This window comes from Priestia endophytica (assembly GCF_026790145.1).
GTDB classification, from domain to species: Bacteria; Bacillota; Bacilli; order Bacillales; family Bacillaceae_H; genus Bacillus_I; species Bacillus_I endophytica_A.
This window is the reverse complement of sequence record NZ_JALAMS010000003.1, coordinates 401,176-417,945: the sequence shown is the minus strand read 5'-3', so window position 1 is coordinate 417,945 and position 16,770 is coordinate 401,176. Positions and strand designations below refer to the sequence as shown.

20 protein-coding genes and 1 pseudogene are annotated in these 16,770 nt (G+C 36.6%); 8 read left to right on the top strand and 13 right to left on the bottom strand.

All coding sequences use genetic code 11. The features are described from left to right. Window positions 1–24: 24 nt before the first annotated feature. Both MOC86_RS06325 and MOC86_RS06320 read right to left on the bottom strand, forming a co-directional pair. Window positions 25–1,209, bottom strand: a complete 1,185-nt coding sequence (locus MOC86_RS06325) for an aminotransferase (protein WP_243516792.1) — start codon at window positions 1,207–1,209, stop codon at window positions 25–27. Further along, window positions 1,209–1,709 carry an Lrp/AsnC family transcriptional regulator gene (locus MOC86_RS06320; RefSeq protein WP_019395062.1) on the bottom strand — a complete coding sequence of 167 codons (501 nt, stop codon included), beginning with the start codon at window positions 1,707–1,709 and terminating at the stop codon, window positions 1,209–1,211. Before MOC86_RS06320 ends, MOC86_RS06325 begins: the two co-directional genes overlap by 1 nt. A gap of 258 nt (window positions 1,710–1,967) precedes the next feature. On the opposite strand from MOC86_RS06320, the gene MOC86_RS06315 reads away from it, so the two are divergent. Continuing rightward, a complete protein-coding gene (locus tag MOC86_RS06315; RefSeq protein ID WP_268583301.1) occupies window positions 1,968–2,798 on the top strand; it encodes an alpha/beta fold hydrolase in 831 nt (276 codons plus the stop codon). 34 nt (window positions 2,799–2,832) lie between these two features. Here MOC86_RS06315 and MOC86_RS06310 read toward each other — a convergent pair whose 3' ends face one another. Continuing rightward, window positions 2,833–3,099, bottom strand: a complete 267-nt coding sequence (locus MOC86_RS06310; protein ID WP_268583300.1) for a DUF1871 family protein — start codon at window positions 3,097–3,099, stop codon at window positions 2,833–2,835. 49 nt (window positions 3,100–3,148) lie between these two features. Between MOC86_RS06310 and MOC86_RS06305 the strand changes: the two genes are divergently transcribed. Continuing rightward, window positions 3,149–4,318, top strand: a complete 1,170-nt coding sequence (locus MOC86_RS06305) for a MalY/PatB family protein (RefSeq protein WP_268583298.1) — start codon at window positions 3,149–3,151, stop codon at window positions 4,316–4,318. Between the two features lie 24 nt (window positions 4,319–4,342). Here MOC86_RS06305 and MOC86_RS06300 read toward each other — a convergent pair whose 3' ends face one another. Next, window positions 4,343–4,531: a hypothetical protein gene (locus tag MOC86_RS06300; protein WP_019395058.1), complete on the bottom strand. Its 189-nt coding sequence runs from the start codon at window positions 4,529–4,531 to the stop codon at window positions 4,343–4,345. A 96-nt stretch (window positions 4,532–4,627) separates the two neighbouring features. Here MOC86_RS06300 and MOC86_RS06295 point away from each other — a divergent pair, with 96 nt between their 5' ends. Further along, window positions 4,628–5,017: a kinase-associated lipoprotein B gene (locus MOC86_RS06295; RefSeq protein WP_268583297.1), complete on the top strand. Its 390-nt coding sequence runs from the start codon at window positions 4,628–4,630 to the stop codon at window positions 5,015–5,017. A gap of 30 nt (window positions 5,018–5,047) precedes the next feature. Here MOC86_RS06295 and kapD read toward each other — a convergent pair whose 3' ends face one another. Then, a complete protein-coding gene (gene kapD, locus MOC86_RS06290; RefSeq protein WP_019395056.1) occupies window positions 5,048–5,668 on the bottom strand; it encodes a 3'-5' exonuclease KapD in 621 nt (206 codons plus the stop codon). Between the two features lie 646 nt (window positions 5,669–6,314). Between kapD and MOC86_RS06285 the strand changes: the two genes are divergently transcribed. The 3 genes from MOC86_RS06285 (at window position 6,315) to MOC86_RS06275 (ending at window position 8,518) form a co-directional block, all read left to right on the top strand. Further along, window positions 6,315–6,755: a DUF1641 domain-containing protein gene (locus MOC86_RS06285; protein WP_019395055.1), complete on the top strand. Its 441-nt coding sequence runs from the start codon at window positions 6,315–6,317 to the stop codon at window positions 6,753–6,755. A gap of 39 nt (window positions 6,756–6,794) precedes the next feature. Beyond that, a complete protein-coding gene (locus MOC86_RS06280; RefSeq protein ID WP_019395054.1) occupies window positions 6,795–7,973 on the top strand; it encodes an NAD(P)/FAD-dependent oxidoreductase in 1,179 nt (392 codons plus the stop codon). Between the two features lie 188 nt (window positions 7,974–8,161). Then, the gene (locus MOC86_RS06275) at window positions 8,162–8,518 is read left to right on the top strand and encodes a hypothetical protein (protein ID WP_268583296.1); all 357 of its coding nucleotides are present in this window, start codon (window positions 8,162–8,164) and stop codon (window positions 8,516–8,518) included. On the opposite strand, the gene MOC86_RS06270 is transcribed toward MOC86_RS06275, so the two are convergent. The 3 genes from MOC86_RS06270 to MOC86_RS06260 all read right to left on the bottom strand — a co-directional run bounded on the left by MOC86_RS06270 (window position 8,513) and on the right by MOC86_RS06260 (window position 12,206). Further along, a complete protein-coding gene (locus MOC86_RS06270) occupies window positions 8,513–9,106 on the bottom strand; it encodes a sulfite oxidase-like oxidoreductase (protein ID WP_268583294.1) in 594 nt (197 codons plus the stop codon). The genes MOC86_RS06275 and MOC86_RS06270 overlap by 6 nt on opposite strands. A gap of 93 nt (window positions 9,107–9,199) precedes the next feature. After that, window positions 9,200–10,528 (bottom strand): Na+/H+ antiporter family protein, encoded by a 1,329-nt coding sequence (locus MOC86_RS06265; protein WP_268583292.1) that lies wholly within the window; start codon window positions 10,526–10,528, stop codon window positions 9,200–9,202. 178 nt (window positions 10,529–10,706) lie between these two features. Beyond that, window positions 10,707–12,206 (bottom strand): leucyl aminopeptidase, encoded by a 1,500-nt coding sequence (locus MOC86_RS06260; RefSeq protein WP_268583290.1) that lies wholly within the window; start codon window positions 12,204–12,206, stop codon window positions 10,707–10,709. Window positions 12,207–12,425: 219 nt separating this feature from the next. Here MOC86_RS06260 and MOC86_RS06255 point away from each other — a divergent pair, with 219 nt between their 5' ends. Then, window positions 12,426–12,905, top strand: a complete 480-nt coding sequence (locus MOC86_RS06255; RefSeq protein ID WP_046218069.1) for a divergent PAP2 family protein — start codon at window positions 12,426–12,428, stop codon at window positions 12,903–12,905. 33 nt (window positions 12,906–12,938) lie between these two features. Here the strand turns inward: MOC86_RS06255 and MOC86_RS06250 are convergent, their stop codons facing one another. The 4 genes from MOC86_RS06250 to MOC86_RS06235 form a co-directional block, all read right to left on the bottom strand. Continuing rightward, window positions 12,939–13,598, bottom strand: a complete 660-nt coding sequence (locus tag MOC86_RS06250; protein WP_268583289.1) for a 3D domain-containing protein — start codon at window positions 13,596–13,598, stop codon at window positions 12,939–12,941. A gap of 109 nt (window positions 13,599–13,707) precedes the next feature. Further along, window positions 13,708–14,031: a YuiB family protein gene (locus tag MOC86_RS06245; RefSeq protein ID WP_243516772.1), complete on the bottom strand. Its 324-nt coding sequence runs from the start codon at window positions 14,029–14,031 to the stop codon at window positions 13,708–13,710. Between the two features lie 35 nt (window positions 14,032–14,066). After that, window positions 14,067–14,195, bottom strand: coding sequence for a YuiA family protein (locus MOC86_RS06240; protein ID WP_019395046.1), 129 nt, complete (start codon window positions 14,193–14,195; stop codon window positions 14,067–14,069). 84 nt (window positions 14,196–14,279) lie between these two features. Further along, on the bottom strand, window positions 14,280–15,497 hold the full coding sequence (locus MOC86_RS06235) for an NAD(P)/FAD-dependent oxidoreductase (RefSeq protein ID WP_268583287.1): 1,218 nt from the start codon (window positions 15,495–15,497) through the stop codon (window positions 14,280–14,282). A 596-nt stretch (window positions 15,498–16,093) separates the two neighbouring features. On the opposite strand from MOC86_RS06235, the pseudogene MOC86_RS06230 reads away from it, so the two are divergent. Continuing rightward, window positions 16,094–16,339 (top strand): annotated as a pseudogene (locus tag MOC86_RS06230) (ferredoxin--NADP(+) reductase); the annotation flags it as partial. Here the strand turns inward: MOC86_RS06230 and MOC86_RS06225 are convergent. After that, complete coding sequence (locus MOC86_RS06225; protein WP_124051172.1) at window positions 16,336–16,698, bottom strand: HesB/IscA family protein; 363 nt, start codon at window positions 16,696–16,698, stop codon at window positions 16,336–16,338. The pseudogene MOC86_RS06230 and the gene MOC86_RS06225 overlap by 4 nt on opposite strands. Window positions 16,699–16,770: the final 72 nt, after the last annotated feature.

Sequence of the window (16,770 nt, the reverse complement as noted above, 5' to 3'; positions counted from 1 at the left end):
ACGTACTTCTGTACGTTCCTTTTGTTATACCTGTTGTTTTTCTTTTACTTTTGTAAACTGACTCATAAATCGTTCCATTCTTCTTAGAGCTTCCTGTAAGGAATCCAGAGAAGCCGCATAAGAACAACGCACATATCCTTCTCCACTTTCTCCAAACACATGCCCAGGTACAACCGCTACTTTTTGTTCTAACAACAGCCTTTCTGCGAATTCATTCGATGTTAAACCCGTTGCTTTCACAGAAGGAAACGCATAAAAAGCTCCACCTGGCTTATGACAGGATAATCCAATTTCATTTAACGATTTGACGAAGAAGTTACGGCGACGACGATAGCTTTTTTTCATTGTCTGCACATCTTCTTCACCTGTTTTCAAAGCTTCTAATGCTCCATATTGAGCCATTGTCGGCGCACACATCATCGCATATTGATGAACTTTAAGCATTGCCCCTGCCAAATCTTCATGCGCGCATAAAAATCCAAGGCGCCATCCTGTCATCGCAAATCCTTTTGAAAAACCTGAGATAATGATTGTACGGTCTTTCATCCCTTCTAACGAAGCGATTGAACAATACTCTTCATCATATGTTAACTCAGCATAAATTTCGTCTGCTAACACAATAAGATCGTGTTCTTTCGCAATAGCAGCAATTTCTTCAAGCTCTCCTTTTGAAAGAACGCTTCCCGTTGGGTTGTTTGGCGAACAGATTAAGATAGCTTTTGTTTTATCTGTAAGCTGTTCTTTTATTTTAGAAGCATGAAGTTTAAAGTCTTCTTCTCCGTTTGTTTGAACAAACTTAGGAATGCCTCCAACAAGCTCAACTAACGGTCCATAAGCAACAAAGCTCGGTTCGATAATGAGAACTTCTTCACCAGGATTTACAATGGATCTCATAGCGATATCAAGCGCTTGACTCGCTCCTACTGTTACAATAATGTTAGAGTTTGCTTCATATTGAAGATCAAATTTACGATCCATATAGTTTGCAATTTCTTCTCTTAGTTCCAATAACCCTGCATTTGCCGTATATGACGTGTACCCTTTCTCTAGAGATAAGATAGATGCCTCACGTACAGACCATGAAGTAACAAAATCCGGTTCTCCAACCCCAAGTGAAATCACGTCTTCCATCCCATTCGCAAGATCAAAAAAACGGCGAATGCCTGATGGCTGAAGTTCATCTACAGTTTTTGATAAATGTCGTTTCATTATGGTGACACCACAATTCTTTTGTCGTCGTCATCATATTCATAAATTGTGCCATCATGTTTATATTTCTTCATAATAAAATGGGTTGTTGTGGAAACTACTGAATCAAGTGTTGATAATTTCTCAGACACGAAATTTGCAATTTGAGACATTGACTTTCCTTCGATTGTAACAGATAAGTCATACGTACCTGACATCAAGTAAACCGCTTTAACTTCCTCGAAGCGATAAATTCGCTCTGCAATTTCATCAAATCCAACACCACGCTTTGGCGTCACTTTCACATCAATCATAGCTGTTACACCTTCATGACCGTCTACACGACGCCAATTAATATCTGTTGAATATTGAACAATTACTTTTTTGCCTTCAAGCTTTTCTACAACTTCTTTTGTTTCTTTCTCTGATAAGTCCACCATTTTAGCGATACTATCAAGAGGTAATCGGCTATCATGTTCTAATATTTCTAAAATTTCCAATTCTTTTTCAGATAATTGCACGGAAAATCCTCCTCATGTCCCTTTACTGATACTCGTACTTATATTTACATTAAGTCGTATACCATTATACACTTTTGTTCTAGCAAAGATTATAACAAATCCGCTCTTGTTCTCCTACCTCTTTTTCAACTTCTTTTTTCACACATATTCCCAAACCTTTAAAGAGAAGGGTATATCCCCTCTCTTTCCAGTTAAAAACTTTGCTTAAGAACAAAGAAAACGGGAAAACTATGAAAAAAATTGTTGGAGTTGAGCTAAATGCATAACGTTGCCTTTTCGTCTGGACATTATATTGATTTTATAAATGGGGTAAAAGTTTTTTACGAAGTACATGGTTATCGTAAAAACAAACCGACAATCTTATTAATTCATGGTTTTTTGTCTTCTACGTTCAGCTTCAGACGTTTAATTCCTATTTTAAAAGAAGACTTCACAGTTATCGCAGTTGACCTCCCTCCTTTTGGTCAAAGCGAGAAATCCCTCTCTTTTAAATATTCATATCAAAACCTTGCAAATCTTGTGACAGGACTTTTAGATTTATGGGGAATTAGTAAAGCAATTGTGATGGGACATTCAATGGGAGGACAAATTGCATTAAATATCGCAAAAGAAAAGCCAAACTATGTTTCGAGACTTGTGCTTTTATGCAGCTCAGGTTATTTAAGCAGAGCTCATTATGGACTTGTTGCTTCTTCTTACTTGCCTTATTTTCATCTCTGGATTAAACGTTGGCTAGGGAGAAAAGGAATTCAAGGAAATTTAGAAAATGTTGTGTACAACTTAGATCTTGTGAATCAAGAAATGGTTGATGGATATATGAAACCATTTCGAACCGATCACATCTTTATGGCTTTAGCTAAGATGATTAGAGATCGTGAAGGGGATTTATCGTCTGAAGCCTTAAAAAAAATCGATGTTCCAACGCTTTTAATTTGGGGAGAGGAAGATAAAGTAGTACCGATTAGCGTTGGCAAAAGACTTCATGGAGACATTTTAAATTCTACATTTATTTCCCTTAATAAGACAGGCCACTTAGTTCCCGAAGAAAACCCTAAAGCAATTTGGAGACATATGCTACAATTTATTTAAAAAGAGAGACTCCATCTACTAGAGTCTCTCCTTCTTAATTAATGGAGCAACTGCTTTGATCTTTAACAAGAAGAAGCTCGCTTGCTTTTTGTTTACATTGTGGAAGTGGGATCACTTCTTCAGATGAGAATTCATAGATACTTTGGATTTTACGAGCAAGTTCTTCAGCATTATCGTGTACATGTAATGCTTGTAAAACATCGCTAATTTCTGTTTCATAAAATCCTTCACCGTATCCGAGCGGATCCCAGTAATATAAGATTTCATACAACTTTATATTTGTTTGCTGTGTTTCGTTCACACTTTTTCACCTCTTTTTTTACTTTATCATGTTCAAGGAGTGATGTTAAATGACAAATTCTTTTGATCAAGTTTTAAATCGCAAAAATACTCAATCTGTAAAATGGGATTTTAATAAAGCCGTATATGGAACAGATGATGTCTTACCAATGTGGGTAGCGGATATGGATTTTAAACCGCCTCAAAAAGTGCTTGATGTCTTATCAGAACGAATTCAGCACGGTATCTTTGGATATACATCTCCAACAACTGATACATATAAATCTGTGTGCAGATGGTTACATAAACGACATGGTTTTAGTGTTGATGCATCTTCTATTATTTATAGTCCTGGCATTGTTTTTGCAATCAGCATGGCAGTACAAGCCTTTACAAATGAAGGAGAGCAAATTGTCATCCAACCTCCTGTTTATACTCCGTTCTTTAATATGATTCAACAAAATAATCGTAAACTTGTTGAAAACCCGCTTATTTTAGAGAACGGTCAATATAAAATGGACTTTGCGGATTTAGAAAAAAAGTTTGCACAAGGTGCTAAAATGATGATTCTTTGCAGTCCTCATAACCCAGCTGGCCGTGTGTGGACAAAACAAGAGCTCCAAAAAGTTGCAGACCTTTGTGTGCAATATAATGTGATTTTGCTTTCTGATGAGATTCATTCAGATCTTGTATATAAACCAAACAAGCATATTCCTATTGCAAGTTTGTCAGAAGAAATAGCAAACCTCACTATCACTTGTGTAGCTCCTAGTAAAACATTCAATTTAGCTGGACTACAAGCTTCAGTAATTGTTATTCCAAACAAAAGTCTTCGCTTGAAATATCAAGAAACACAGCGTAGGCAAGGAGCAGGTGGCCTTAATACATTTGGGATCATTGCGTTACAAGCAGCCTATAATTATGGAGAGGAATGGCTTGAAGAACTTCTTCCATATTTGAAAGAAAACATTAATACGGTACATGAATTCATTCAAAAAGAACTTCCAGATATTGAGCTAATTTATCCTGAAGGTACATATCTTGCTTGGATTGATTGCCGTGGAATAGGGTTTTCAGATGAAGAATTAAAAGAAAGGCTTCTTCATAAAGGCCATTTAGCACTTGAGCCTGGACCTAAATATGGTACGCAAGGTGAAGGGTTTGTTCGTATGAATCTTGGTTGTTCTAAAGAAACAGTACTTGAAGGTCTGAAACGTTTGAAAATAGCACTAAGCAAATAGAAAAGCAGGCTAATGCCTGCTTTTTCACATTTTCGTTGTATTTTTAATTTTTTCCTCAAGCTCTTTTGCTTGTCTTTCTTGCTTTTTAGAAATTTTCTTTATAAAGCTCATTGTCCAAATAGCAGCTAAAAAAAATAAGATAAGCGTAATGAATGCAGGAATATATTCTGTCTTATCTTCAGGAAAATATAAAAAGAAACCAAACCCAAACATCTTTTTCACACTCCTCAGTTTTTCGACTTCTAACCTGAAATTTGTGAACCTTTCCTTTATACTAAAAATAAAGAAGATCTAAGAGGAGGAAATAGCATGGAAGAGAAGATTGAAGTAGGTTCTATTGTGACGGGCCTATATAAAACAGGAAAGTATGTAGGAGAAGTGACTGAAATCCGTCCTTCTCATTATCTTGTAAGAGTTTTAGCTGTTTTAAAGCATCCTACTCAAGGAGACCTTCATAACCCAAATCAAACGGATGTTGCGCTCTTTCATGAACGCAGAACTCTTGCTTACCGTGAACAAACGAATGTACCCCAAAAAATGGTTCATATTTTTGATGAAGCTGTACCTGATTATAAAGAGTCACTTAGAAAAGCGCTCTCTGTTCAAATTGAGAAATATGAAGGTAATGAGAGTTCATTTGCTCAACAATGTCTTGTTCATCTCAAAAACCTAGAAAAGGACTACTTTCCTCAAACGTAAAGCCAAATCACTTTTTGAATGACTTGGCCTTTATGCAAACTTATTTAATACTTTGGAAAGGTCGATTCGATCTCCAATGGTTGTTTTAGCAGGGCTTGATAAATAACTTTTATCTTTTTCAACAAGCTTGAAAATGTTATAGGTTGTCATCGCATCATCCAACGCACGATGATGCGTCCCTGTTCCTTTTTTTCCATATGCTTCAACGGCTTTCCAAAGACCTGTTTGATTACGATCTCCAAAGAATTTCTTATATTCCATCGATAAATCAACTTGTTCACCTTTAAATGTGAAAGGAATGCGGGCTTTCTGACAATTTTGTCGCAATACTTTCATATCCATATTTCCCCATGTGACAACAGTAGTCTCATAGTTTTTACAATAATTTTTGAATAGGTCTGCAAGCTCTTGAAGTGTTATACCACTATCAACGCTTTGCTGTTCGATGCTTAAAAATGTTTTACAACGGTTAGTTAATGTGGGGAAATGCTGGGGGCGAACATAAGAGGAAAATGTGTCAATAACTTTGTAATTTCTCGCTACTACAATGCCAACTTCAATAATCTCAGGAAAAAAACCTTTCGGGCGCCCTTTTTGTTCAGGCATTGTGAACTCAAAATCAATAAAAAGATGCTGACTTTCTTTTCCCATAACTCCTCCCACCCTTCAATATATTTCTTCTTTAGACAATATATTTTTATTATACCATCTCAACTGCTTTTATATGTCAGTTTTTTGACACGAAACTAAATATTCAGAATTTAATTTTTGGTCTTTTCTAGCTTTCTTACTAGTTAATCTATTCATTCTTTTGTAAAATGATAATAGTTAAACGCCCTTAATTCTACCTTTACGAGAAAAACGGCTTGTTTGTTTAAGAATTCTAGAATATGAGGTAGAAGAGCTAACTAAATTTTAAAGATTGTTCTATCCTCTTACAAAGGGATTCCCACCTTTGGTAAAAGTTTATTCCATAATATACTTTATAATATATAAGTTATACTATATAATATATAGTATACGTATTAGACCTTCTCAGGAATGTGAAGGTCTGTATTTCTTGCATGAATTTCTTGGCTAGTTTATTTAAAAAGTTTAGAAGCACTATTAATTGTTTTATTTTTGTTTTAAGTTCATTATTATATGTATCTCAAAATTTTTGATAGGTTTGAATCTGTATTTTTTTTACACTTTCTACCTCTAGATGCTTGTGCAAAAGTTTGTGCACTATTTTACAAACTTTTTTGTAGGTGTCTAAAAATCAAGCATAATGCTTAAAAGTAAAGGAGAATTGGATATGTCAGAAACAATCACTCAAGCAAAAACTGATCAAGAACGATCAAAATTTTCTGCTAGCCAAGAACAACTTGATGTACTCGATCAGCTATTAAAACCTGAGGTTCAAGAATCTCTAACAACACTTGTTGAGGAGCTTCCAAAGTTAACCGAGCTTGTTAGCATCTTATCTAAGTCTTACGACTTTGCACAATCAGTTGCAACTGATGATGTTCTAAAAAGTGACACAGTTGGAGCAATCCAAGAGCTTGCTGAGCCTGTAGTGCACACAGCTAAAAACCTTGCAGCAACTGCTATTGAGGCAAAAGATCGTGCAGACGAAAGCAAAGAAGTAATTGGTATCTTTGGCTTAATGAAAATGCTGAAAGACCCTCAAGCACAAAAACTATTCCGTTTTGTAAATGCTTATCTACAAGTTTCAGCTGAACGCGAAAACAAATAGTATTTTTCATACTCAATTAGTAAAAACGGAGGAACTAACATGTCAAAAAAAATTGTCATTCTAGGCGCTGGTTATGGCGGAGTTTTAGCAGCTTTAAATGTTCGCAAACACTTTAGTAAATCAGAAGCAGAAGTAACAGTTATTAATAAATATCCTACACACCAAATCATTACAGAGCTACACAGACTTGCAGCAGGTAACGTATCTGAGCAAGCTGTTGCTATGCCTCTAACAAAGCTTTTTAAAGGTCTTGATATCGATCTTAAAATCGCTGAAGTTGAGTCTTTCTCTGTAGACAATAAAGAAATCAAACTAGGCGACGGTTCTACCCTAACTTACGATGCTCTTGTTGTTGGTTTAGGAAGTGTTACAGCATACTTTGGTATCCCTGGACTTGAAGAAAACAGCATGGTACTAAAATCTGCTGCAGATGCTAATAAAATCTACAAGCATGTTGAAGAGCGTATTGCAGAATATGCAAAAACTAAAAATGAAGCTGACGCAACAATCCTTATTGGCGGTGGCGGTTTAACAGGTGTTGAACTTGTTGGTGAATTAGCTGACATCATGCCTAAACTTACTCGCAAATACGGTGTTGACCCTAAAGCAGTAAAACTTAAACTTGTTGAAGCAGGTCCAAAAATCCTTCCTGTTTTACCGGACCACTTAATCGAACGCGCAACTTCTAGCTTAGAAGCTCGCGGCGTTGAGTTCTTAACAGGTCTTCCTGTAACAAACGTTGAAGGTAACACTATTGACCTTAAAGACGGTCAAAAAGTTGTTGCTAACACTTTTGTTTGGACAGGCGGAGTTCAAGGTAACCCACTTGTTGGCGAAAGCGGTCTTGAAGTAAACCGTGGTCGCGCAACAGTGAACGACTTCCTTCAATCAACATCACACAAAGATGTATTTGTTGCTGGAGACAGCGCGGTTGTATTTGGCCCAGAAGGTCGTCCATACCCACCAACAGCTCAAATTGCTTGGCAAATGGGAGAGCTTATCGGTTATAACCTTTATGCTTTCTTAGAAAACAAAGATCTTGAAACATTCTCTCCAGTTAACTCTGGTACACTTGCAAGCTTAGGCCGCAAAGATGCAGTAGCAACTATTGGAGCAAACTCAACTCCACTTAAAGGGCTTCCTGCTTCTCTAATGAAAGAAGCAAGTAACGTTCGTTACTTAACTCACATTAAAGGTCTTTTCAGCTTAGCTTACTAAGTTAGACAAGCTCTCTATCTATACGATAGGGAGCTTTTTTATTATTTGTATACTCTCCTCTTTTTATGATGTTCTTGCCTAAATTACTTTTTTCCTTCATACACTAACAAGAGTTCATTTTTTTGTGACAATTTCTGTCTAGAACATTGTAGTTTACAGAACAGTTTCATTCAAAAGGAGGAATTTTAGTGTACTATTATCCTTACACATATCAGCCTAACCCATATGCCCCCCTTTATCGATTTCAGAGCTTGCCTACTGTACGTCCTAATCAATTTAAAAATTCTGCTCAAACAATGAAAGGATTACTAAAAGATGCTGAGATGATGACAGAAGCTATCCACTCTTCAAATGAGCTAGCTTCCTCTATCATGCAGGCTGCTCAAAAGTCAGACAAAGTGCGAGTTAGAAGACTGCTACAAGTGTATATTAGAAACTCTAATTTCGACCTTCATTTTACTCCTGATGGACTGATTGTCATGCTAGTAGACTTATCTAGAAAATGCTGTCAGCTTCAACTTTCTTTTTTATGGGCAGAACTATGACCAGCTATATCGCTCTTCTTTCCATGGATCTCCATAGTGATGATAGCCATTTTTCTCCCAAAAACCTAGTTGCTCTTCTGCTACAAATTCAATTCTCCGCAGCCATTTTGCGCTCTTCCAGAAATAAAGATGTGAAACAACCGCTCGGAGTGGAAAACCATGTTCAGGTGTAAGAGGTTTTCCTTCATAAGAATGAGCTAGAAGGGTTTTCTCATGCAGAAAGTCTTGAATTGGTAAATTTGTTGAGAACTCTTCCTCAGCATGCAAAATTACAAATTTTGCAGAATCATTGACTTTAACAGAAGAGAACAAGTCCTTTGGTGTAACACCTTCCCACATATTGTTCAACTTAGACCAGCCAGTCACACAGTGTATATCGTTTTGCAAGCGTGTTTGAGGCATATCAAGAAGCTGTTGATATGTATACGTCATCTTTTCATCGACAAGCCCATCAATCGTTAAAGTCCACTCTGCTAAATCGCGATAGTAAGGAACATTGCCATGATGAAGAACAGGAAAGCGGGTTGTTTCATGCTGCCCTGGAGGGATATTTGCATTGTGTATTTTTTTAGGCTTACCAAAATACATGTATCTTCTCTCCTTCTATAGTTAATTCCATAATAAAAAGCGACATCGAGATGTCGCTTTTTATTATATACTTATTCTAACCGTAGTTTTCATTTATAAAACCATTGCGGCAATCCAACCAAATATGATTAGAGGAATATTATAATGAATAAATGTTGGGATAACAGTTTCCCAAATGTGATTATGCTGTCCATCAACGTTTAGACCTGATGTTGGTCCAAGTGTACTATCTGAAGCTGGAGAACCAGCATCACCAAGAGCACCAGCTGTGCCAATAATAGCAAGAGTGGCAAGCGGACTAAAACCAAGCTGAACACAGAGAGGAACAAAAATAGCTGCAATAATTGGAAGGGTTGAAAAGGAAGAACCAATTCCCATTGTAACCAACAAACCAACAATTAGCATCAGGAGGGCACCAAGAGATTGGTTATTACCAATCAAATCTGCTGCATATGCAACTAAAGATTCAACATCTCCTGTTTTTGTCATTACAGCGGCAAAACCTGCTGCTGAAATGATAACAAATCCAATAAAAGCCATCATGCGCATTCCATTTGTAAGAAGCTCATCTGCTTCTTTAAAATTCATTGCCCTACTTATAAGTAAAATAATGATTCCCGTAATAGCTCCAAAAATCATGGCACCTTCTGTATCTAGTGTTAAAAGCTGAACAGTAAGTGCTGCTAACACAGCTACAACAGCCGTAATTAAACTACGTTTTGAATATTGAGCTTTTTCATTTGTTTCCACATATTCAATAGTGTCATATTCTCTTGGTTTTCGATAGCTAACGAAGATAGCAATCAGCAAACCAACAACCATACCAAGAGCCGGAATCGCCATTGCAGCCGGAATGTCTTCTACGTTTACCTTTAGTCCGCCAGCTGTAACTGTCTTGGCAAGAATATCGTGGTAAATCTTACCGAATCCTGCTGGTATAAACATATAAGGGGTGATTAATCCAAAAGTCATAACACAAGCAATAAGACGACGATCAAGATGAAGCTCATTGAAAACTTTCAAAAGAGCTGGAATTAAAATTGGAATAAAAGCAATATGAACAGGAATAACATTTTGAGAAAAACAAGAAATAACTAGAATTAATAAGACAACTAGCACTTTAGAGAATGCTTTCTTCTTAGTATCATTCGAGTTACCGATAATTCTCAATGTTCCATCTACAACTGCATCAGGTAAACCTGTTTTTGTTAAAGCAAGAGCAAATCCTCCAAGTGTTGCATAACTCAACGCAACTGTTGCGTTGTCACCTAATCCTGATGAAAATACATTTATCGTTTCTTCTACACCCAATCCGCCAATGATGCCTCCTGCAAATGCACCAACAATAAGAGCAATTGTTACATTAACTCGTAATGCACTTAAAATAAGCATAATGAGGACTGCAGCAACAACTGCATTCATAGTTAAACCCTCCAAAAATCCTTTATCGTGATAAATTACTAAAACACTAAAGACATCCTTAATTATAATACGAAAGATAAAGTTGTCAATGGGATGCTACAAATTTAATATATTCCATTATTCTACAGTGCTTACTTTTTAAAAAAGAGCCTTAAGTAAAAAGGCTCTTCAAATCTCTTTATTTTGTTTCAATATCAAACCGTTCTACAGCAGCAGCAAGCGTGCGCACCATAACTCCTGTTGCACCACTCGGACCAAGTGACCCGGATTTCTTCGTAACAGAAGTACCTGCTATATCTAAATGAACCCATGGCGTTTCTTCAGCAAATTCTCCAATGAAGGTGCCTGCCATAATAGCATGACCTTCACGGCCAGGGGAGTTATTCAAGTCTGCTATCGCGCTATTTCTTACTCTTTTCTTGTCACGTTCAAAAATAGGTAGCTGCCACATATCTTCCTGTGCTTCTACACTTGCTTCAGCTACTTTTTCATACCACCTTTGATTGTTTGTCATTGCTCCTGTTGTTTCCTCTCCAAGTGCAACAATGACTCCCCCAGTGAGGGTAGCAACATCAATTAAATATTCTGCTCCATGATGCTTAGCATACGTAATACCGTCTGCTAAAGCAAGGCGCCCTTCTGCATCTGTATTTAATACTTCAATTGTTTTACCACTCATCGCTGTAATTACATCATCCGGCTTAAACGCACTCGCACTTACCATGTTATCAGTGGAAGGAATAACAGCAACTACGTTTTGGTTTGGACGGATCTCACCGATAATTTCCATTGCTCCAAGTACAGACGCTGCGCCCCCCATATCTGTCTTCATGCCAACCATGCTTTGGCGAGGCTTTAGAGAATAGCCTCCTGTATCATACGTAATTCCTTTCCCTACAAGGCCAATAACGTCTTTCCACTCTTTTTTTCCTTGGTATTTTAAAACAATCATTTTTGGTGGCTCAACAGATCCTTTGTTAACAGCAAGAAGTGCTCCCATACCGAGCTTTTCCATATCCTCTTTTTCAAGAATCTCCACTCCAAATTCATACTTTTCGCCAAGTTCTCTTGCATATTGGGCAAGGTCTGTAGCAGTAAGCATATTTCCAGGAAGATTCACAAGCGTGCGCGCTGAGTTTGTAGCCTTACCATATATGTATCCTGTCCGAACCATATTCTCTATCTCTTGGTTATCTTCATCTGTCAAAAGAGTCACTTTTTCAATACGTTTGGCAGGCTCATTCGACCGACGTTTATAATCATTAAATTTATACGTTGAAAGCGGGAGTGCTTCGCTCAATGCATAAGCACACATATATTCATTTACTGCATCAGTTTCAAAAGAAGACAATGCAATTGATACTTCTGCTATGCCACTTTTTTGAATGTGTTGAAAAAGTTCACCAAATCCTTCTTTTAGAGAAGAAGCCGTCATCTCTTTCGGTCTTCCTAATCCAACGAAGAAAATTCTTTTTGGATTTACTTTCCCTAACGTTGGAATTTTTGTAATAGCCTTATTTCTTACTTCAATATCTCCGCTTTTAATAAGAGTGCGAATATCCAACTGTTCATCAAGGTCAGCCAGAATGCCATCGAATGGTTTTGTTTGTTTAAAGACGCCAACAACAAGGGCTTCTGTTGCTTTTGTTAAATCTGCGCTCTTTTGAATGTGAAACATATCTTACCATCTCCTTTTTTACTTTATTTTTATCATATCACTATTGCAATCATGACGAAAAATAAGAACTTCTTTAAACAAACGTATGTTTAAAAATAAAAAGGGACGGATATATAAGGAAGTGAATGAAATCTCTACATTTTATAACTAAGATACGAGTAAATATCATAAAATAAGACGACATACACACACCTTCTTAATAAAGGAGCAATGCCTCTTATGGATTTATTATTGAATTATCCGCTCATTAGTGCCCTTATTGCCATCTTCTTCGCTCAAGCCGTTAAAGTTCCATTAGAGTTTCTTGCAACAAGGAAATTTGATGTACGCCTTGCTTTTAGTACGGGTGGCATGCCTAGTTCACATTCAGCAGCTGTTACATCCCTTGCAACAGCTGTCGGCATTAGCGAAGGATTTTCTTCTCCCTTTTTTGCTATCTCTTTTGTACTTGCTGTAATCGTTATGTTTGATGCAACAGGAGTTCGCAGACATGCAGGAGAGCAAGCTATTGCTATTAATCGCCTTGTGGAAGATTGGAACACATTTATGTCTGAAGCTAAGAAATGGCCTAAAAAAGAACAGCAAGAAAAACAACAAAAGCTAAAAGAATTGTTAGGTCATCAGCCAATTGAAGTTTTCTTTGGGGCTTTAACAGGAATTATTATCGCTATCATTATGTACGGTATTTATAATTTATAAAGATATTAAAAAGCGTGAAGGATTTTCTTCACGCTACGACTTTTCATCAATATATTGCTGCCTGAATACTTTCATTGTTTGATCTTCATTCCATGCTTTCATCTGTCTTTCTGTTAATGTTCCCTTTCCTTCCTTTACAACATAAACATCAAGTAATTTCTTTCCCCATGAAGCATATACGTCTTTGACTGTTTCATAATATAAATCAAGTTTTTTTCCTTTTATAGCTCCACCCTTGTCTGCCACAACCCCATAACCATATCCTGGGATGAACAAAATAGTACCAATTGGAAAGACAGTCAAATCCGCTGCAATTGTAGAAAACATATCTCTTTGTACTTTAACACCTGAATATGTAATTCCATATGACGGATGTGTTGGCTCTTTTCCTGTTGATTCATAGCCTGCTGTGTATCCTGTTGCTGTAACCTTGACTTTTCTATATTTAGACCAATCAAAGCTTCCTTCAAGTGTTTGTTCATCAACGTCAGTTGGAATTTGTTGATTAAGTTGATTCACAACCCTACTTTCTCTTACATGCTTCTTTTTCTCTTCTTTAAGATTAGCACTTACTTGTTCACTTGAAAATAAAGAGGAGACCTGCCTTCCTGTTATACTTTCAAACGTTGTTAAGAGAGCTCCACATAGAAGTAGCCCCATGATGAATCGTTTAATATATATTTTTTTTACCATCTTTTTCATCATTCCTCCCACCAACATAGTTTTTACCATGTTGTAGGAGAATTATTCGCAGCAATCAAGATAAAAAAACGTCAAAAATCGAGAGAGGTTTTTGACGTTTTTAAAACATTCGATATCCTTTTGATCGAAGTGTTCGAATAGCAATTCCTGAACAAAGGGCTCCTATAAAACCCGAAGATAAGATAACGATATCTGCTAGCTTAAGTGCAAGCACTTGATTTCCTACATGTGTTAATGAATGAAGTGGCTGAAAGATATATTGAGTCATTTCAAGGTTATCAACAATAAGAAGAAAAACAATTGGATAGATGAAAGCCATAACCCATGACATTCTTAAAATCATATTAAGCAAGAAGCCAATTCCAAAAAAAAGTACAAAAAATAAAAGTATGGAAATTATTAAAATTGGAACACTCATTTCCATTTCCATATCCCCCCTTGCCTTTTATTGCAAGCTCTTTATTCTTCTTCACTTTTCTTTTTCTCTATTAATTCTACAATTCCTTCTCCTTCACAAAACAAACATTGTTCTGTTCCGCCCACAAGGAGAGTTAAGAAACCATGGCCTTTACAATGATCGCAAATCATTTACAAACCACCTTTCCGAAAATTCAGATTAATTATTGTGTTAGAGAAAAGCAAAGGGATTTTCCTCTGCCTTTCTCATGACTTTTAAAAGAAGTTAAATTTTCCTTTTTTAAGCAAGAGTCCTGGCCCTCCTTCAAGGAATAGCGCTCTATTATCAACGACTTTTTTCATTGCTGAAGCACTTGTTCCAAATAACTTACGCCCAAACACAACTCCAATAGCATCATCGTGACCTAAAGAGCATACTGTACCTTTTAAGTCAGGCTTAAAAGGTTGAAGGTCTGTACCCCCTTTGATAAGAGTCGTAATATTTTTCGCAGCAACAGGTCCTTGCTGCATAGCAACTTGAGCTGTTGGTGGGTACGGTTTGTCTGTTTCATCATTAATAACAAGTGAGCAATCTCCAACAATAAATACACCCTCAGCTCCTGGAGCACGTAAATCTGGACCAACTTTCACACGACATCGATTATTTTCAATGCCTGTTTTTTCAATAACATGGCTGCCACGTACCCCAGCTGCCCATACAACTGTTTGTGATTTGATTTCTTCTGTTTGATCATCTTTAGAAACAATGATTCCCTCTGGTGTACATTCTTTAATCATCGTTCCAATCTTAAACTCAACACCTTTACGCTCTAGCTGTGTTACGGCATATTCGACAAGCTGTGGATCAAAACCTGGAAGAGCAGTTGGAGCTGCTTCTACGCAGATAATGCGAACAGTATCACGAGGAATGTCAAACTCTTTACAGAGCTTTGGCACCCTATTTACTATCTCTGCTACAAACTCAATGCCTGTGAATCCTGCTCCTCCTACAATGATAGTCATCATACCTTCTGGTCTTTCTTCCAAATTATTGTATGTTGCAAAAGTATAGTCAAGATGCTCACGGATTTGACGAGCAGTATTAATATTAGAAATAGAAAAGGCATGTTCTTTTAACCCTTTAATACCAAATGTTTCAGACTCATATCCAAGCGCAATTACAAGATAGTCATATTCTATTTCTTGATTGTTTTTGAGCATAACCTTCTTTTGTTCGATATTAATATCTGTAACCGTATTTTTCATAAATGTTACTTTGTTTTTATTAATTAAGTCTGTCACGCTAACACGAGCACGATCGTGATGAAGCGTCCCAGCTGAAACTTCGTGTAGCCATGTTGTTTCATAATGATAGTCATTTTTATTAATTAAAGTGATTTCAGCTTCATTGACGCCTAGCTGTTTTTGTAAGTGAATCGTCGTCATAATGCCGCCATATCCAGCACCTAGAACAACAACTTTAGGCTTCTTCATTTTAATCACATCCACCTTTTTGTTAGAATTTTATTCATGTATTTATGCTTCACACATGTATTTTCCCTTATTGTAAGCATTTGAATATATTCCTATCCCTGTCAAAACGTTAAGGTAAATAATTGTTGTGAATTTATTCACGAACCTAACTATAAAAGAATGAGCTACCATTAAATATTTTCAAAAATTAGATAATAATGTTTGTAAAACATGATATGATGTTTCTTAAACTTTTTCAAGGACATTTTAGTATGGACAGAGCATTTTAGACTACTCTATGCTTGCTCTCTTGCTATCCATCTTAGGATAGCACTACCGTTGCATAAGGCTTTCATTCTGTAAGCATTTTCAATTTACCTAGCTTTAAAAAATTTATGTTTTTTTAAAATCCTTGTATAGTATGATAATGAATCATTTAATGATAATTATTATCATTTCTATTATGATTGCTAAACTTCTTTCTAACCTATGCTATGGTGAGGAAAGGTTTAACTAATTTTATAAATTTAATACATGTTTTTTCACATGTGTATCTACATATTTTCACTTTTAGTAAAGGAGAACTCATCTTGAAAGAAGATCAACAAGTCTTTGATATTACGGTTATTGGCCCAATTAAAGACTGGGGATTAGAAATTGAAAAGAACTCTATTGTTGTAAATACAAAACAAGAAACAAATATTGAAGGCATCTATGAATCAGGAGATGTTTGTACATATGAAGGAAAAGTTAAGCTTATTGCTTCAGGTTTTGGTGAAGCTCCAACAGCTGTAAGCAATGCTAAAGCTTACATGGATCCAAAAGCGCGCGTACAACCTGCACATAGTACATCTCTTTTTTAGCATTCTTCAGGCGTTCCCGTATTTGTTGCCGTACGGAATGAAGAACCACAGCCACATGAAGCAATAGCATTTGGATTTTCAATCGTAAATCCTCCGCCAAGCATGGACTCTTTAAAATCTATTGTTGTGCCGTTTAAGATAGCTGCATCTTCTTTTGCGACAATCACTTTAATTCCATGTTGCTCTAGCTGTTCATCTGCTTCTGTTGGAGCTTCTTCAAACCCCATTCCATAAGACAAACCGCTACAGCCTCCGCCTTTTACACCAACGCGCAAGTAAGAGCCTTCTTCACCATGCTCTTTCATCATATCTTTAATTTGATGACTTGCTGCTTCGGTAATGATTACAACGTCTTTCATTTCTAGCCCTCCTTTTTACACATAAAAGGTGTTCTCTTTATAGTATACTATTCCTTCGATAGTGGAACAAAC

Excerpts from the sequence above, each read along its gene's own strand:
- MOC86_RS06325 (WP_243516792.1), bottom strand. The coding sequence starts at position 1,209 with ATGAAACGACATTTATCAAAAACTGTAGATGAACTTCAGCCATCAGGC.
- MOC86_RS06315 (WP_268583301.1), top strand. The coding sequence starts at position 1,968 with ATGCATAACGTTGCCTTTTCGTCTGGACATTATATTGATTTTATAAAT.
- MOC86_RS06305 (WP_268583298.1), top strand. The coding sequence starts at position 3,149 with ATGACAAATTCTTTTGATCAAGTTTTAAATCGCAAAAATACTCAATCT.
- MOC86_RS06300 (WP_019395058.1), bottom strand. The coding sequence starts at position 4,531 with ATGTTTGGGTTTGGTTTCTTTTTATATTTTCCTGAAGATAAGACAGAA.
- MOC86_RS06295 (WP_268583297.1), top strand. The coding sequence starts at position 4,628 with ATGGAAGAGAAGATTGAAGTAGGTTCTATTGTGACGGGCCTATATAAA.
- kapD (WP_019395056.1), bottom strand. The coding sequence starts at position 5,668 with ATGGGAAAAGAAAGTCAGCATCTTTTTATTGATTTTGAGTTCACAATG.
- MOC86_RS06285 (WP_019395055.1), top strand. The coding sequence starts at position 6,315 with ATGTCAGAAACAATCACTCAAGCAAAAACTGATCAAGAACGATCAAAA.
- MOC86_RS06280 (WP_019395054.1), top strand. The coding sequence starts at position 6,795 with ATGTCAAAAAAAATTGTCATTCTAGGCGCTGGTTATGGCGGAGTTTTA.
- MOC86_RS06270 (WP_268583294.1), bottom strand. The coding sequence starts at position 9,106 with ATGTATTTTGGTAAGCCTAAAAAAATACACAATGCAAATATCCCTCCA.
- MOC86_RS06265 (WP_268583292.1), bottom strand. The coding sequence starts at position 10,528 with ATGAATGCAGTTGTTGCTGCAGTCCTCATTATGCTTATTTTAAGTGCA.
- MOC86_RS06260 (WP_268583290.1), bottom strand. The coding sequence starts at position 12,206 with ATGTTTCACATTCAAAAGAGCGCAGATTTAACAAAAGCAACAGAAGCC.
- MOC86_RS06255 (WP_046218069.1), top strand. The coding sequence starts at position 12,426 with ATGGATTTATTATTGAATTATCCGCTCATTAGTGCCCTTATTGCCATC.
- MOC86_RS06250 (WP_268583289.1), bottom strand. The coding sequence starts at position 13,598 with ATGGTAAAAAAAATATATATTAAACGATTCATCATGGGGCTACTTCTA.
- MOC86_RS06245 (WP_243516772.1), bottom strand. The coding sequence starts at position 14,031 with ATGGAAATGAGTGTTCCAATTTTAATAATTTCCATACTTTTATTTTTT.
- MOC86_RS06240 (WP_019395046.1), bottom strand. The coding sequence starts at position 14,195 with ATGATTTGCGATCATTGTAAAGGCCATGGTTTCTTAACTCTCCTTGTG.
- MOC86_RS06235 (WP_268583287.1), bottom strand. The coding sequence starts at position 15,497 with ATGAAGAAGCCTAAAGTTGTTGTTCTAGGTGCTGGATATGGCGGCATT.
- MOC86_RS06225 (WP_124051172.1), bottom strand. The coding sequence starts at position 16,698 with ATGAAAGACGTTGTAATCATTACCGAAGCAGCAAGTCATCAAATTAAA.